A 15,504-nucleotide genomic window follows, 5' to 3' on the forward strand; every position below is an offset into this window, starting at 1 on the left:
CCACGTTATGCGAGAGCGTGACACGCGTCATTGGATGATTTGCCCAACAAGGCCCTCTGTGTTGGATAATTCAACCCATGATTTCCTTGTTGCAGTTGGGTGCCGAACTCGGACCAGAACTTGTGCCCTGTCCCGGGGCCGAATTCAGCGCCAAGCCGGTGACGGGAGTCCATGTCTCCGAACTGGAGGACCCCACCCCGTATCTGGAGGGCGGCGAGCTGTTGCTGACCACCGGCATGCCCTTCGCGAAGTCGGCGGCGCTTTCGCTCGCGTACATGAAGCGGCTCGGGGCAAAGGAGGTTCGTGCCGTGGGGCTGGGCCTGGGCCCGTGGCTGAGGCAAGTGCCCGAGCATGTGCTTGCGGCCAGCCGCGCGGCTGGCATCGAGCTTGCGCTCGTCCCTGACGGCGTGCCGTTCCAGCATGTCTCACGCGCGTATTGGCGGCTGTCTACCCGGGACGACACAGCGAACCTCATGGATTCGCTCGGAACGCAAACGGCGCTGGCCAGGGCAGCCATGCGCCCCGACGCCACCAGCGCCGTGGTCCGCGGACTCGCCCAGGCGCTTGGCGGCTGGGCCGCCTACCTTCCGGCGGATGCCGGGACCGAAACCGTGTGGCCGACTTCCGCCGGATCCCTGGTCGGGGACCTGCGGGCCGAGTCGATCCGCTTCAACAAGGCCGGGGTGCCCTCGGCCGCCACCTTCGAGCTCCACGGCCAGCCAGTGGTGCTTTACCCGATCTTGCTCGGCGCGCGGATCCACGGGTTCCTGTGCATCGGCTCGGGGCGCACGCTGACCCGCGCCGACCGGCAGATCATCATGACGGTCTCCACGTTGCTGGCCCTGCGGGCCAGGGAACGCGAGGTGGTCGTCAGCACCGCCCATGCGCTGGGTGCCGCAACAACCAAGCTGTTGCTGCACGGGCAGGCCGAGGCGGCACACATGGTGGCCGAGGACGTGGGATTGGCCGAGCTTCCCAACCGGGTCCGCCTTTTGGGCATTAGGCTTTCGCCCGGGGACGATCCGGGGCTGGCGGCACGGGCGGCGGCGCGACTGGCCGCTGATCCGGGATTGCCCGAGTTGTACGCCGCGGTGGATGCCTGCACTCTGCGCCACGTCCAGGACGAGATCCTGTACCTGGTGTTGCCCGCAGCCGGGATCGGCAGCAAGCCCGTGGACGGGCGCGGCGAGTCCCTGGAGCAAAACGCCTTGCTGGGGATTTCAGCGCCGGGCTACCCCGAGGTCTCCGGATCGCTGGCCGCCGCGCTGGGCGACCCGGTGAGCCTGGGCGAGATTCCGGGCAATCTTGCGGTGTTGCGCCGCGCCGTGCTGCAGGCCCCGGCCGGCCGCCTGGTTGCCGTCAACGCCAGCGAGGATGCCAAGGCCGCCGGCTGGGTTCGCCTGCTGGCCGGCTACCACCGCGCCGACCTGTTGGCCACGGTGCGCGCCTATCTGGCGGCCCGCGGCACCTGGGAAGATGCGGCGCGGGCTCTGGGCATCCACCGCAATTCGCTGCGGCACCGGATTTCGGTGGCGGGCAACCTCATCGGCGTGGACCTGGACGACCCGGATGTCGCTGCACACCTGTGGCTGGCGCTGCGCCGCGAAGCGTCAGGGACGGGGCCGCGCTAGCGCCTGGAACTCCGCCATGGATCCCACGTCGCTGCCCAGCCAGGCTCGGACGGCCTCGGTGTGTTCGCCCAGTTGCGGGGGCGACATCGTCGGGGCATCCAGTGCCGGGGTCCAGGTGATCGGGTGGCGCACCTGCCGTCCCACGGCCTCCCCCTGTGCGTTGTGCACCTCGATGAGTGGGTTGAGCCCGAGGGAATCGGCGTAGGCCAGGCCCTCGTCGATGCCCGCGACCTTTCCGGCCGGCACGCCCACTGCGGTGAACCGGGCCTGCCAGTTGGCCCCGGTGTCCGCTCCCAGAGAGTCCTCGAGCAGCGGGATGAGCTCCGCGCGGTGTGCCACGCGGGCGGTGTTGGTGGCGAAGCGGAGGTCGGTGGCGAGCGCGGGCAAGCCGATCTCGGCGCAGAGCCTGGCGAATTGTCCGTCGTTGCCGCATGCTACGGCCACGGAGCCGTCGGCGCAGGCCAGCAGCTGGTAGGGCACGATCGAGGGATGCTCGTTGCCCATGCGCGTGGCGACCTTCCCCGCCCCCAAATAGGCTTGGCCCTGGTTGGCCAGCGCGCCCTGCAGACTGGAAAGCAGGTTGACCTCCACGTGGGCCCCGGCTCCGGATGAGGCCCGTGCGGTCAGTGCCGCGAGCACCCCGATGCTTGCGTCCTTGGCGGTGAGCACGTCCACCAAGGCGACGCCGGCCTTCATGGGGTCCTGGTCCGGCTCGCCGGTGATGGACATCAGCCCGCCGAGGGCCTGGACGATGAAGTCGTAACCGGGCAGTTGCGCCCCGCCGGCGGAACCAAATCCGGAGATCGAGGCGTAGACCAGTCCGGGGTTGGCGGCGGAGAGTTCGGCGTAGCCCAGACCCAGCTTGTCCATGCCGCCGGGCTTGAAGTTTTCCACCAGCACGTCTGCCCGCAGCGCCAGTTCTCTGGCCAGCTCAAGGTCAGCCGGATCGGTGAGATCCAGCGTGACGGATTGCTTGTTGCGGTTCACCGATTCGAAGTAGGTGGAGCCGGTGGCGGAGAAGGGCGGACCCCAGGCGCGGGTATCGTCCCCAGTGCCAGGACGCTCGACCTTGATGACCGTGGCACCCAGGTCGGCCAGCGTCATGGTGCACAGCGGTCCGGCCAGGACTCTGGAGAAGTCCGCAACGATGATTCCCTCGAGGGGACGGATGGTGTTCATGCTCGCTCGGATTCCTTCTCGTGTTCGTTGGCCGATGCTGCGTCCGTGCCGCTGTCGTAGCGCGGCGCCACCCTGGCCGACTTGCGCATGGCCAAGCGCGTCAACAATTCCTCTTCCGCGTGGATGCCCGGTTCGATGCCGCGCGGGACCCGCAACAGGAAGACGATGCCCAGCACCCACCAGGCGGCGAAAAGCATCCACGGCTGGATGCCGATGGCAGCGGGCATGCCCGGCAGATAGAGGCTGATCAGTGCGGCGCAGAAAACCACCGAGGTGATGCCGATGACCTGGCCGAAGTTGCCCTGGCCGCCGATGCGCAGCGGGCGTTCCATCATGGGTTCGCGCCTGCGCAGGATCACGAAGGCCACCCCGACCAGCAGGTAGGCGATCACGATCGATGGCGAGCCGGAATCGACCAACCAGCCGAGCATGGCCGAGCCGAAGAAGGGCGCAAGCACCGAGAGCCCGCCGATGAACAGCAGGGCGTTGACCGGGGTGCCGTACTTGGGGTGCAGCTTGGCGAACCAGCCCGGCAGCATGCCGGAGCCGGCCATGGCGTAGAGAAGGCGTGAGGCTCCCATGAGCAGCGAGTTCCAGGAGGTGAGGATCCCCGCGATGCCGCCGGCAATGAGGACCTTGGTCATCAGGTCGGACCCGAAGAGCGCGCCCATGGCATCCGCGGTGGCCAGTTCGGAGCCGGCCAGCGCCGCGGCGCCCATGCCGGAGGAGGTCGCCAGGATGACCATGACGTACCAGGCGGTGGCGATGAGCACGGCGATGACGACGTACTTGCCGATGCGCCGCGGTTCAATGTCGCATTCCTCGGCCGATTGCGGGATCACGTCGAAGCCGACGAACATGAACGGCACGACGATCATCACCCCGAAGAACCCGGCGACTCCGTTGCTGAAGAACGGTTCCATGGTTTCGGCGGATCCGCCCGAGAAGGAACCGAAGAGCAGCACCGCCCCGATGGCGAAGAGGAAGAGCACCACGAAGGTCTGCACGACACCGGCGGTCTTGATGCCGCGGATGTTGATGGCCGTGATCACCACCGCACCGAGCACACCGACCAGCGCCCAGGTCAGGTGGATCTCGGATCCTGCGATGTCCCAGAGGTGGACCCTGTTCAGGTCGGGGAAGAGGTAGAGCGCCGTCTTGGGCAGGGCCACGGCCTCGAAGGCAATGATGGTGATGTAGCCGCCGACGATGGCCCAGGAACCGGCGAACGACCAACGGGCGCCCATGGCGCGCAGCAGGTAGTTGTGCTCGCCGCCCGCCCGCGGCATCGCCGCAACCAGTTCGGCGTAGGTCAGCCCGACCACGGCCATGATGCCGCCGCCCACGACCATGGCCAGTGCGGCTCCGAAGGGTCCCGCCGTGGTGATCCAGTCGCCTGTGAGCACCACCCAGCCGAAGCCGATCATGGCACCGACGCCGATGGCGAGGGTGTCCCATCGGCCCAGGACCTTCTTGAGTCTGGGTGCTGCGGTGCTGCCTTGCATGTGACTGCTGGTCATCGCGGTTCCTTCCGTGAGTACGACGTAGATCACACTACGGAGGGCAGGCGAACGGCGTATTCAGACAGATCGTCCAACAATTGGTCACTTCATCCGGGACCACTGGTCGGTTGCACTCCCCTGGAATGCCGCCACACGAAGCTTGCCCGGGGCCGGACGTCGTGCGCCGGCCCCGGATGAACACCCTGACCGCGGGAACCTGGAGTTCACGGCGACACGTCGAGACCGGCCATGGTTGCACCGAGGGTGGCCTACCGGAGTCCCCGGATCCCAAGGCCGGCGCGGCCGTCTCCGCCCCGACCGCCCGGGGCGTTGGGGCGCGGGATCGCCGGCATCCGATGCGAGGCCCGTCCCGCCACCGGTTCCAGGGCCGCCGCAGCCTCCCTGACGAGCCGACCGGAGTCCGGGCCCGCAGCGATGAGCACCAGCGCCGGTCGCCCGGGAGACAACTGGTCCTTGGATCGGGCGCGCGCGTCCACTCGTCCGCCGGCCAGCTGAACCTCGTGCCAAGTCCCGGCGTAGCCCCGGACAATTCCCTTGGCCCGAACCAGGCTTCCCGATTGCGCGGCAAGGGCACGAGTGAGCGCCTCCACGTCCACCGGATCCGGGCACTCCAGCGTGGCGGAAGTATGGGCCTCGGCGTGCTTCGCCCCACCGGGGCGGCGATTCCCCGCGTCGCGGCCGGCAACGTCGCCGCCGGCTTCGCGCGCCGGGGCGGCGAGGGCTTCAGCCGCGCTTACCCCCGGGTCTACGGCATCCTGCAGGATCAGCCGAGCCTGCGGCGCCGCCGACTGGCACGCCTTTGCCGCGTCCTCGGTTTCGGTCGGCAGGGCCAAATCGGTCTTCGTCACCAGCACGACCTCCGCCGCGGCGAGTTGTCGTGCCACGGTATCGCCGACGTACTCGTCGCGCAGGAGCCGCCGGATGGACGTCGCGTCCGCGCACACCAGCACCGGACCCGGGGAAAAGCCCGGGAAATCCCGCCACGTGGCAAGCTGGCCGGGGTCGCCCACTCCACTGACCTCGCAAAGCACGTGGTCAAGATCCCCGCGAGCAGCCAACGCGGTCATGGTGCGGGACGCGTCGTCGCTAATCTGGCAGCAAATGCACCCGTTGCTCAGCTCGATGGTGTCCCCGGACGCCGAGGCGATCAGATCGGCGTCGATGTTGATGCTTCCGAAATCGTTCACCACGACGGCGGTGCGCCCCGGCAGCACTCCCGCCAGCAGCCGGTTCACCAGCGTGGATTTGCCGGAGCCAAGGTAGCCGCCAATAATTCCGAGCCGGGCACTCACGGTGCGGGCACCGCGCAGGGAGCAGCGACCTTCGTGGTGTGGTGCCGGCCGCCGACGACGGTGCCGAGGACGTGGATGGAACCGATCTCCTCCGCCGGGACCGCCAGCGGATCCTGCGCCAGAACGGCCATGTCGGCGAACTTCCCCGCCTCCAGCGAGCCGACCTCGTGGTCCATCTTCAGCATGTATGCCCCGCCCAGGGTCACCGCTTCCAGGGCCTCCTGCACCGTGATCCGCTCATGCTCGCCCATGACTCGGCCGGAGACCGTCAGCCGGGTCACGGCGTGCTTCACGGCGTGCAGCGGACCCAGGGGCGTGACCGGAGTGTCCGAGTGCAGGGAGATCGGCACCCTGTGGCGCAGCGCCGTGGCGGCCGCGTTCATCCGGGCGGCTCGGTCAGGCCCCACGGTGACGTCGAGGTGCTGGTCGCCCCAGGCCCAGATGTGGTTGGCGAAGATGTTGGCGCACACGCCCAGGGCCGCCATGCGGCGGTACTGTGCGGCGGTGCTCAGCTGCGAATGTGTGCAGGTGTGGCGGTGGTCGGGACGCGGGTGCGCGGTGAGGATGTCCTCGAGCGTGCCCAGGAACAGCTGGGTGGCCTGGTCGCCGTTGCAGTGCACGTGCACCAGCAGGCCGGCGGCGTGGAACGTCTCGAATGCCGCGCGGAACTGCTCCGGGCTGACGTTCCAGATCCCGTTCGGCTGTCCGCCGAAGTAGCCCGGGTCCAGCAGTCGCGCGGTGAAGCCCTGGATGGAGCCATCGAGCATGAGCTTCACGTTGCCGAAGCGCAGCTTGTCCGTGGAGATCCCGCGCAGGCGCACCAACCGATCCGCTGCTTCCGGCAAGGACAGCGCGACGGGGCCGAGCCCGGCACCGAAGTGGAATACGTTCAGGCGGGCGGGGAATCCGTCGTCCACTGTCGAGCCGTAGAGGGCGACCCCGTCATCGTCCATCAGCAGGCCCGAGCCCAAGTCCGTCAGTGTCGTGGTGCCCGTGTTGATGCCTTCCTGCGCGAAACGGCGCAGGGCATCGGGGCTGATGTTGAGCAGTCCCGAGCCGTCGACGAGCTCGGCGACAAGTCCCATGGCCGCGAATTCCTGCAGTTCCCCGGTCGGCTCGCCGCCGTCGTCCTTGACCACGCCGGCGACGCGCGTGGACTCGTCGATTCCGAAGCGGCGCAGCACCGCCGAATTCACGGCGCACACGTGCCCGTTGGTGTGTGCGACGTGGATGGGTCGCGAGGCAGAGACCCGGTCCAGTTCCGCGGCGGCCAGTGGCTGGCCCGGAAAATAGATCGGGTCCAGTCCCCACGCCAGCAGCGGCTTCTCGGGGTCTTGCAGGTCGGCCGCTGCCGCCCGCAGCCGGTTCAGCACCTCGGCGATGGTGCGGCAGCCAGGCCAGCGCCGGCCGTCCGGGTCGATTCGATCCACGAGGCCCACATAGGTGTTGTCCCAAACATTGCCGGAGCCCGCGTGACTGTGGGCCTCCACGAAGCCGGGCAGCAGGACTGCATCGGCGTAGCGCTCGTCTAGGACCGCATCGGGATAGGCCATCAGCTCGGCGACGCTGCCGACCGCGCGGATCCGCTCGCCCCGCACGGCGACGGCCTCCGCCGTCGGGCGGGCGGGGTCCATGGTGCGGACGGTGCGGGCGGGATAGACGATGATGGATTGCATGATAGTCCTTTCAGTAGGGGGTCTCAGTTGGGCCGCACGAAAAGCACTGTGCCGATGCGTCGCGACTCGCGTGTTCCCATGGTCCCTACCTTCGGGGCAAGGAACCGAAACACGAGGGCTCGTTCACGGGCGGCCCCGCTGCTCCGAAGCCCGTGCGTCCGTTTCATCCCCCGGGGAGCCGGAATCGGCGGAGACGGCGGCCACGGGAACCGCGTCGACTTCCAACAGGAGGTCTTCGCCAGCGTAAACCACCTGGCCTTCCACCGGGACGCCGTCTCCGGCAAGGCGGCCGCGCCGGAAGGCATGGAAGTAGGCGATGACGGTTTCATCATCGGAGTGTTTCGTGGCGAGGCTGACGACGACGAGGAGCAACGCGGAAGTCAGGAGCCCCGGGGCGATCTCGTGGATCCCGAATGGCGTGCCAGCCAAGCGCCAGGCAAGCGACGCGACGAGGGCGCCGATGGTACTGGCCAAGACACCGGTCTTGGTGGCACGTTCCCAGAACATTGCGGCCAAGACCGGGGCAACGAGAGCGGATGCGGTGAACGACAGTGCGATCTGGTAGATGGCGATGATGTCCTTGACCAACAGCGCAATTACGAGTCCGAGGACGGCCATGAACCCGACGGACAGTCGGGAGACCTTGAGGATCTGAGTATCACCGGCGTTCGGATTGACCCAACCCTGGTAGATGTCTTTGGAGACGTTGATGGCACCGCTGAGCAGGAACGAGGTGGCGCCGGTGAGCAACGCCGCGAGCAAGGACACCATGAGGAGGCCACCGATAGGGCCCGGGAAGAGCTCCGAGATGAACGATGTGTAGATAAGGTCCGGAGCGGTGCCGGCCGGGAACATCTGGACCGCGGTGATGCCAATGAAGATCGCCAGGAGGCCGATAACGCCCGAGATGATGAACCCGCTGACGACGGCCGAGATGCCCACCTTGGTGGACTTAGCTGCAGTGAGGCGCTGCCAGGTGGTCTGCCAGATGAGGTAAAAGGGGCCGAATATAAGGAACCAGTTCAAAAGCTCGAGGCCACCGATGCTGCCGAAAGTGAGCAAGTGCTGTGGGGTCGCAGCGACGACGACGGCTGGGCCGCCGACGTAGGCGACTCCAACGACGAGAGTGATGATCACGCCGGCAAGGATGACAAGGGTCTGGATGGCGTCTGTCCAGGCAACGCTGGGCATGCCGCCGATCAGTGTGAATACCAGTGTGACGGCGAATCCTAGGAAAATGCCCCAAAAGAACGGCAGGTTCGTGATGGACGACAGGATCGAGCTCATGCCCACTAGCTGCATACCGAAGGTGGGGGTCATATAGAGGAATCCTATAATCAGCGCCGGAATCAGCGCCGCTAACTTCCCGAACCGGCGAGCAAACAGCTCCGGTACGGTATAAAGTCGTAGTTTCCGGATCACCGGCCCCAGGACCAGCATCGCGACGATCGTGAACAGCACGAAGCTGATGACGCTGACGAAGTACGAGATCCCCATTTCGAAGCCCTTGCCTGCTCCGCCGACCCTTCTATGGCTCAAGTCAAGAGGGTTTGTAGCCTGCGGAAGAGTTGGCGGGCGATGAATCGTTTGACACAGCGGCGAATTTCCCGAAGGGTCTTCCCTTCGGAAGTCCGACGTTCGACGTATGCGATGGTTGCGGGGTCATAGATCATCCGAGAGCGGGCGATCGTATACATGGCCCGGTTCAGTTGCCGGTCGCCGTGGCGGTTGAGTCGGTGCCGGGTCGTGTTGCCGGAGGATGCGGGGATGGGGTTCACCCCGGCCAACGCAGCGAAGGCGGCCTCCGAACGCACCCGACCGTGGTGCGAATACGACACGAGCACCTGGGCAGCGGAGACGGGCCCGACACCGGGCAGGTCCAGCAGGCCGGCTGCCATGGTGCCCACAATGTCCCGCAACTGCCGGTGGTTTGATGCCAGCTGGGCGTGGAACTGCAGGATGGCAGCGGCCAGCCGCTTGGCCTCCGCGCGGGCGACCGCGATCGACAGGTCCTCGCCCCGGCGAGCCCGCCACCGGCTGACCAGCAGGATCTGCTCATCGGCGAGGGCGTGGCGGGCATCGACCCCCAGCTCCATGGTCCGTAGCAGCGAGGTGAGCATCAACCGGTCGGCCGTGTCTTGACGCGCCATGGCGTTCCGGGCGTTGAGCAGGATCCGTAGCGCCTCCCGGTTAACCCCGGCGCGGGGTTCCAACAGGGCCTCAACCTGTTCCCCGAGCACCGTGCGTGCTGCCGCCAGGGCGTCAATGTCGTCCGATTTTCCGCGACCCACACGCGAGGCCCGGCGCGGAGGACGCACCTCGCACAGGTCCAAGTCCGTGGAGCGCAGGAAGCGGGTGAGCCCCGAGCCGTACGAATTGGTGCCTTCGATGGCCACCAGGGTCTTTCCCGGTTCACTCCGCCGGTCGATCCAGGCGATGGCTCGTTTGAGGCCTGGGCCGCTTGTGGGAAACGTCGCGGTATCCGTGACCTGACCGGTGGCGGCCACCAGGATGGCGTAGGTGTTGGTGCGTGCGTGGGTGTCCACGCCCACGATATTCGTGTATTGCTCCCGGACTGCGGTCATGGCAGTGGTTTCCTTCCCAAGACGGGATGCTGAATGGCCAGCCGGGGTGGGATCGCAGCGAGACACATCTCTAACGAGTCACATCCCGCAGGAATCTGCCGGATGGACAACCTTCTATCAGGCCACCGCGCGAGCCAGAACTGGCCCCACGGACCGGGTGGACAAGTCGGCGGGAAGACACTGCCTTGGCAGGTCAGATAACAGCCGAGTCACACCCGGTCCAGGGGTCCCATTCTGGCAGCCAGCCTCAGGCTTGCCACTACACATTAGAGATAAGAGCTGCTGAGCCTGTGACGGTGGCGATGATGGAGCCGCAGATCGGAAAGAAGCCCAGCTTGAAATCGGCCATCACATAATCGTCGGCCGTCTTCACCGTTTTCGATGATCTCACGCTGACCGCAAATAATAGGATCAAAAATCCAACAATCCAAACCAGATACCAATTCACGGGCAGTGCCACCGTTCCCATAGAAGCTCGAAGTTGCTCTAATTGCACATCTTGAGGCCAAATGGGTTGCCGCGGGCGGCATTGGGTCCTTGGCTGGCCGCCAGATCACCCTGAGCGCGGCCCGTGGACATCATCGTTCAACTGCCTGCGGCCCCGACCCGGTCGGATGTGCTATAGATCACTCTCTCTTTGTCTCGGGGGTGAATCAAAGATCCAGATTGACTGGATTTTATGGGGTCCAGCGCCCACTGTTCCGCTCGCCGCCCCTTGTGTGGGAAGAACAAAGCAGGAACAAGGCCCCCGTTTTTGCTTGTGGAGTCCCCGGCTTGTCGCCTTCCACCGTGGACGAGGCGCCAGGCGGGGCCGACCGAGAGAGGGTTGGATTCGGGTTCACCCTCGAGGTCTAGCAATCCCCCGCCGGAAGCCAACGGGACTCGGCACAACATCCGAGCCGGGCGCGCATTGTCCTCGGCACAGACGAGGTCCCAGCGTTTAGACCGTTCGGCGCAGCGGGACTTCCTTGATGAACAGGATGCACACCAGACCGACGACGGCAACGATGGCCGAGGTCATGAACACCACGCCGGTGGCATCGCCGAAGGCCGTCTCGTACATCAGGCGCACCGCAGGAGGCATCTCCGACAGGTCCAGCGACGCCCCGCCTGCGGCGACGCCGCTGGAGCCGTCTGGGGAAACCAGGTGCGCGGACTTGAGCGCATCGAGCACCAGCGCCCCGACCTTGTCCGAGAGCATTGCACCAAGAACCGCCACGCCCGCGGCCCCGCCGACGGCGCGGAAGAAGGCGACCGAGGAGCTGGCGGTGCCGATGTCGGTGACTTTCACGGTGTTCTGCACCGCAAGGACCAGGTTCTGCAGCATGAAGCCCATGCCCAGGCCGTTGAAGAACATGCCGGTGGCCAGGATCCAGTAGTTGGTGTCGTGGGCCATCATGCCCAGCAGTCCCAGGGCGCCGACATTGACGATTCCGCCGATGACCAAGAAGATCTTCCAACGCCCGAAGCGGGAGATCAGCTGGCCGGAGAAGACCGAACCGAAGAGGTTGCCCGCGATCATGGGCAGGGTCATGACCCCGGCCAGCGTGGGGCTCGCCTCGCGTGCCACCTGGAAGTACTGGCCCAGGAAGGCGCCGGATCCGAACATGGCCACGCCGATGGAGATCGAGGCCAGGATCGCCAGTGCGGTGGTGCGGGTGGCGATGATACGCAGCGGGATCACCGGTTCCGGAACCCTGCCCTCGATCCAGAGCAGCAGCGCGATGAGCACCAGTGAGCCGCCGACCATCGCGTAGGTCTGCCAGGAGTTGAACTCGTAGAAGCCCGCCTTGCCCACGTAGGAGACCCAGATCAGCAGCACCGAGACCGAGATGGTCACCAGCACCGCGCCGGCCCAGTCGATGTAGACCTTGCGCGGGACGTGCGCGATGTGCAGCGTCTTGTGGATCAGCCACATGGAGATGATGGCAATGGGCACCCCGATGAAGAAGGTCCAGCGCCAGCCCAGTGGAGAGTCCACGATGAGCCCGCCCAGCAGCGGACCGCCGGCGGTCGCCGCGGCCATGACGCCGCCGAAGTAGCCCGAGTACTTGCCGCGCTCGCGCGGCGGAATGACGGTGCCGATCACCGCCATTCCCATGGCGGTGAGCCCGCCCATGCCGATGCCCTGGATGACGCGCGCGCTCATGAGCATGGGGATGTTGATGGCGAATCCCGCCAGCACGGAACCGATCACGAAGATGACGATGCTGATTTGCAGCAGCTTTTTCTTGTCAAAGAGGTCAGCCAGCTTGCCCCAGATCGGTGTGGTCGCGGCGTTGGCCAGCAGGGCCGCGGTGAGCACCCAGTTGAAGTCGGTCTGCGTGCCGCCCAGGGCATCCATGATGGTCGGCAGGGCGATGGAAACAATCGTGGTGGCCAGCATCGCGGCAAAGAAGGAGGCGAGCACGCCGGTGATGGAGCGCAGCACTTCCTTCTGGCTCATCTGCGGCTGGTCCCCGGGACGCTCCCGCGTCCGGTCGATAGACTGCCGCTGCTCAGACAATGGGAGCCCCTTCCGGACCGTTGACCGTCGGCGTGGTTTTTCCGTGGATGTCGTCCAGCCCGGCGCGCAGCACCTGTTGAATGTCGTTCATCGTGGCTGCCGCCGCGGAGATTTTCGCCTCGTCCCAGTCCTTGAGCAGCCCGGCCAGCACCGTTGCGCGCCTGTCGTAGGCCTTTTCGACCTCCTCGGCGCCCTGGGGAGTGAGGGAAATCAATTGGGCACGGGCGTCCGTGGGGCTCGGGCTCCGCACCAGCAATCCCGAGCTTTCCAGCTCAACGACTTGGCGGCTCAGCGCCGCGGGCCCGATGCCGATCCACTGGGCAATGTCGGTGGCTCGAGTGGGTTGGTTGCGCTGGACGTAGGCCAGGACGCCAAGGGCCGCGAAGCCCACCGGCTGCTTTCCTTCGCTCAGGTGCCCGACGCAGCGCAAGGTGCGCTGGAGGGCTGTCAGGCTCTCGACCAGTTCAAGTGTTGAGGTTTCACCGCGTTGCAACGGATAGCACTCCTTCGCAAATATGGTTGACCAAGGCAAATGTTGCCCACGGCAACCATATGGTCAATTTAGTTGCCTCGTCAAACCAATTTGGCGCATCTCACAGCGGCTAGGCTGGTGGATCGTGAGCACCGAAAATTTCAGCACCCCCGATATCGCCCTGGCTGCACGGCTGCGCTCGATCGCCCTGGATGCGGCGCGGCTGGCCGCACCGGTCCTGCGCGGGGCATTCCGCCAGGACGTGGCACGCGAAAACAAGACCAATGCCCACGACCTGGTGACGGCGTTCGACAGGCAGAGCGAAGAGATCATTCGCGGACACCTGCTGGCGGCCGAGCCCGATTCCCGGGTCCTGGGCGAAGAAGGCGGCAGCACCGGCGCGGGAAGCATCGAATGGATCGTCGACCCCATAGACGGGACCAGCAACTTCACCCACGGGGTTGCCTTCTTCTGCATCTCCATTGCCGCGGCCCGCGACGGGGTGCTGCTGGCGGCAGTCGTGCTTGACCCCATCGCCGACCTGGAATTCACCGCCGACGCGCAACATGCCTACCTCAACGGCACGATCCTGGCTCCCGGATCCAGACCCGACCAGAAACATGCGAACATCATGACCGACTACCCGTCGGCCGAGGCCCTGGAAGTCGACGGGGAGGCGGGCCTGCGCGAGTTCGGCGCGTGGGTCGGGGCCTTTGCCACCGTCCGCCGCAAGGTCTCCGCCGCCATGGCCCTGGCCCATGTGGCAGCCGGATGGTGCGATGCAACCATTGGCTTCGACACCAAGCCCTGGGACGTTGCCGCCGGTGCGCTGCTGGTGCGTCGCGCAGGTGGCACGTACCTGGGCTTCCGCTATGACGTGCACACGCTGCCCGACCACGAGGCCCCGTGCTTCCTGGCGTTGGGCCCGGGTGCCGACTACCCGGTGCTGGACGAATCGATCCACCGGATCATCGCTGCCCGCAACGCGCGGGGCGCCGTCGGCTCAGCCTAGGCCGCGGGCGCTGATTTCCTCGGGAAAGTCCAGGTCCTCGACCTTGCGCACCAGGACGTCGCTGAGCATGCATTGGGCGACCGCGTCGATGCCCACATCGGTGTTTTCCACCAACAGGTTTCCCGTCGAATCGTAGATCCGGCAGCTGATGGTGCCGCGGTTGCCGTCGAGATTCGTTACGACGATGCCGCCAAAGAGCGTCGAGGCGTCAACTGTGCTTCCGTACCGGCCGGATTCATTGGTGGTCACGGGCAGGGCCGAGGTGGTGGTCAGCGAGAGCTCATATTCGCCGGTACCCTCGGCCTCAAATTCAAAGCTCTGCGTATTGTCGTAAAACGAGAGGATCGTGGAAAGCAACACTGCGTAGAGAATCGAGACCAGCAGCCCGAATGTCCCCGTCACCAATGCCGTGACGCTGAATCCGCGGCTCCTGAACCGCTTGGCGATGCCGACGATGCCCAACACCATGGCCAGTGGACCCAATATAAAGGAAATGAAGCCCAGGAAGGGGACCAGGGAAATCACGGCCGCCACGATTCCAGTCACCATGGCGAATGTCGTCATCCCATGCGTGCGCGGCGGCGGCTGGTTGCCACCGTTGCCGTAGTACCCGTAGTACCCGTTGGGCGGATATTGGCCCCCGTAGGGCTCCTGGCCGGATCCGGGTTGCCCCGGGTACCCGCCGGGAGACGACCACGATCCGTGGTGGGGATCTCCGCCCGGACGGGCATACGGGTCAGACATGTGGCTCCTGAAAGGTACGGGGGGGCGGCAGCTGCCGCAACCGTTCACCTAAGAAATTACTCCCTGTCGCGGGCAGGACACAATTGCCGGGCCTAGTCCGATCCGTCGGCCAGCCGATACGCCGACCCGTCACGCTGGCGCAGCAGCATCCCGTAGTCCACGAGATAGCGGCGCAGGAGCACCGGGTCATCGCTGAAGGCTTCCAGCTTCGAGGTCAGTTCGGCCTCCGTGAGTCGTTGCCCGTGCCGCAGCACCTTACCTGCCACCACACGCAGCAAGCCCAGACGTTCCTCGTGCTTCTTGGGATAGCGGTCGATGCGGCCCTCGTTGTCGAAGAAGCGGTCGTTCCCCGTCCGCGGTTCCCGCGGTGCACCCGCGGCCAGGATGCGGGCAAAGACCTCGCCGTCAATCTGGCCCTTCCCATCGAGCAGGCCCGCGTTGGCCAGGTTCAACTGAGCCTTGGCCTGGCGTTCGGGCCGCAGATCGCTCTCCAACCCCAGGACTTGTTGGGCGTAGAAACGGCGTGTTTCCTCATTGGCCAATGCGCCAAAAACCTGGCGCCAGTCGCCCGCGGATTCCTGCACTGGATCCTTCATGTTCCATCCCTCGTTTTTCCTAGACACTCGGCCTACCCTGAGGATATGGCTACTCTATTTCATCGGCATGCGCAGACTGCTGTGCATCACCACGGTGGCGGCTCGATCATCCTTGGCGGAATCCTGGCGGTGTTGCTCTTTGCGGTCTTCGCCGTCTTTCTGTTTGCCGCCCAAGGCGCATGGGAACCCATGTTGATCGGTATCGCCTTCGGCCTTTCAGCTGTCCTATTTGGCACTGTTTACCACTTCACGCACTGACCGAATCGCCCCACGCCGAGCCACGAATTT

Annotated in this window: 14 protein-coding genes; 3 read left to right on the plus strand and 11 right to left on the minus strand. The window is 65.9% G+C overall.

Features of this window, described 5'->3' with window-relative positions; genetic code table 11:
- The first annotated feature begins 77 nt into the window (after positions 1-77).
- Complete coding sequence (locus OIU93_RS02405) at positions 78-1,631, plus strand: PucR family transcriptional regulator (protein ID WP_264268452.1); 1,554 nt, start codon at positions 78-80, stop codon at positions 1,629-1,631.
- Here OIU93_RS02405 and OIU93_RS02410 read toward each other — a convergent pair.
- From OIU93_RS02410 to OIU93_RS02450, 9 genes are all read right to left on the minus strand, one after another.
- Complete coding sequence (locus OIU93_RS02410; protein WP_264268453.1) at positions 1,611-2,810, minus strand: CaiB/BaiF CoA-transferase family protein; 1,200 nt, start codon at positions 2,808-2,810, stop codon at positions 1,611-1,613. The genes OIU93_RS02405 and OIU93_RS02410 overlap by 21 nt on opposite strands.
- Positions 2,807-4,330: an APC family permease gene (locus tag OIU93_RS02415; RefSeq protein WP_264268454.1), complete on the minus strand. Its 1,524-nt coding sequence runs from the start codon at positions 4,328-4,330 to the stop codon at positions 2,807-2,809. The genes OIU93_RS02410 and OIU93_RS02415 overlap by 4 nt, the downstream gene beginning before the upstream one ends.
- A 251-nt stretch (positions 4,331-4,581) precedes the next feature.
- A complete protein-coding gene (locus tag OIU93_RS02420; protein WP_264268455.1) occupies positions 4,582-5,625 on the minus strand; it encodes a GTP-binding protein in 1,044 nt (347 codons plus the stop codon).
- Entirely contained in the window at positions 5,622-7,301 is a 1,680-nt protein-coding gene (locus OIU93_RS02425; RefSeq protein ID WP_264268456.1) for an amidohydrolase, read from the minus strand. The genes OIU93_RS02420 and OIU93_RS02425 overlap by 4 nt, the downstream gene beginning before the upstream one ends.
- Before the next feature lie 123 nt (positions 7,302-7,424).
- The gene (locus tag OIU93_RS02430) at positions 7,425-8,840 is read right to left on the minus strand and encodes a sodium:solute symporter (protein ID WP_264268457.1); all 1,416 of its coding nucleotides are present in this window, start codon (positions 8,838-8,840) and stop codon (positions 7,425-7,427) included.
- Positions 8,837-9,886 carry an IS110 family transposase gene (locus tag OIU93_RS02435; RefSeq protein ID WP_264268458.1) on the minus strand — a complete coding sequence of 350 codons (1,050 nt, stop codon included), beginning with the start codon at positions 9,884-9,886 and terminating at the stop codon, positions 8,837-8,839. The genes OIU93_RS02430 and OIU93_RS02435 overlap by 4 nt, the downstream gene beginning before the upstream one ends.
- A gap of 259 nt (positions 9,887-10,145) precedes the next feature.
- On the minus strand, positions 10,146-10,382 hold the full coding sequence (locus OIU93_RS02440) for a hypothetical protein (protein ID WP_264268459.1): 237 nt from the start codon (positions 10,380-10,382) through the stop codon (positions 10,146-10,148).
- 444 nt (positions 10,383-10,826) lie between these two features.
- A complete protein-coding gene (locus OIU93_RS02445; protein ID WP_264268460.1) occupies positions 10,827-12,332 on the minus strand; it encodes an MFS transporter in 1,506 nt (501 codons plus the stop codon).
- Positions 12,333-12,384: 52 nt separating this feature from the next.
- Positions 12,385-12,885, minus strand: a complete 501-nt coding sequence (locus OIU93_RS02450) for a MarR family winged helix-turn-helix transcriptional regulator (protein WP_264268461.1) — start codon at positions 12,883-12,885, stop codon at positions 12,385-12,387.
- Between the two features lie 124 nt (positions 12,886-13,009).
- Here OIU93_RS02450 and OIU93_RS02455 point away from each other — a divergent pair, with 124 nt between their 5' ends.
- On the plus strand, positions 13,010-13,876 hold the full coding sequence (locus OIU93_RS02455) for an inositol monophosphatase family protein (RefSeq protein WP_264268462.1): 867 nt from the start codon (positions 13,010-13,012) through the stop codon (positions 13,874-13,876).
- Here the strand turns inward: OIU93_RS02455 and OIU93_RS02460 are convergent.
- Both OIU93_RS02460 and OIU93_RS02465 read right to left on the minus strand, forming a co-directional pair.
- The gene (locus OIU93_RS02460) at positions 13,868-14,620 is read right to left on the minus strand and encodes a hypothetical protein (RefSeq protein ID WP_264268463.1); all 753 of its coding nucleotides are present in this window, start codon (positions 14,618-14,620) and stop codon (positions 13,868-13,870) included. The two genes, OIU93_RS02455 and OIU93_RS02460, sit on opposite strands and share 9 nt — an antisense overlap.
- 92 nt (positions 14,621-14,712) lie before the next feature.
- Entirely contained in the window at positions 14,713-15,216 is a 504-nt protein-coding gene (locus OIU93_RS02465) for a DUF2087 domain-containing protein (protein ID WP_264268464.1), read from the minus strand.
- Between the two features lie 45 nt (positions 15,217-15,261).
- Here OIU93_RS02465 and OIU93_RS02470 point away from each other — a divergent pair, with 45 nt between their 5' ends.
- Positions 15,262-15,474: a hypothetical protein gene (locus OIU93_RS02470; RefSeq protein WP_264268465.1), complete on the plus strand. Its 213-nt coding sequence runs from the start codon at positions 15,262-15,264 to the stop codon at positions 15,472-15,474.
- Positions 15,475-15,504: the final 30 nt, after the last annotated feature.

It is taken from the genome of Paeniglutamicibacter sp. ZC-3 (assembly GCF_025847175.2).
Classification (GTDB): Bacteria; Actinomycetota; Actinomycetes; order Actinomycetales; family Micrococcaceae; genus Paeniglutamicibacter; species Paeniglutamicibacter sulfureus.